This is a genomic window from Alkalihalophilus lindianensis (genome assembly GCF_032843265.1).
Classification (GTDB): Bacteria; Bacillota; Bacilli; order Bacillales; family Bacillaceae_D; genus Alkalihalophilus; species Alkalihalophilus lindianensis.
The window spans coordinates 1-270 of sequence record NZ_JAWJBA010000363.1; the positions used below are offsets into that span (position 1 = coordinate 1).

The 270-nt window shown below is 39.3% G+C and carries 1 protein-coding gene; it reads left to right on the plus strand.

The genetic code is table 11. The features are described from left to right. The coding region (locus tag RYX56_RS22590) for an FCD domain-containing protein (RefSeq protein ID WP_317124153.1) at nt 1-248 on the plus strand (248 nt) is incomplete at its 5' end. Nucleotides 249-270 lie beyond the last annotated feature (22 nt).

Below are 270 nucleotides of genomic sequence, written 5' to 3' on the forward strand. Positions count from 1 at the left end.
TATTGATGAACCTCATGAACCATGTGTCTGACATAATGGTGGAAACAATGCGGGAAACGCGAAAGGTTTGGCTTTTTTCCAAACAAACGACGATTGAGCAGTTATATAATGAGCACCTGGCGATATATAAAGCCGTCAAAGCCCGGGACGAAGAGGCAGCAAGGACGAAGATGCTGATTCACCTTGAAAATGTTGATGCTATTTTAGGTAAATATTTCCAACATACAACCAACTTTAATAGGAAGTAAAATACTGATAAAAAAGGGTTTC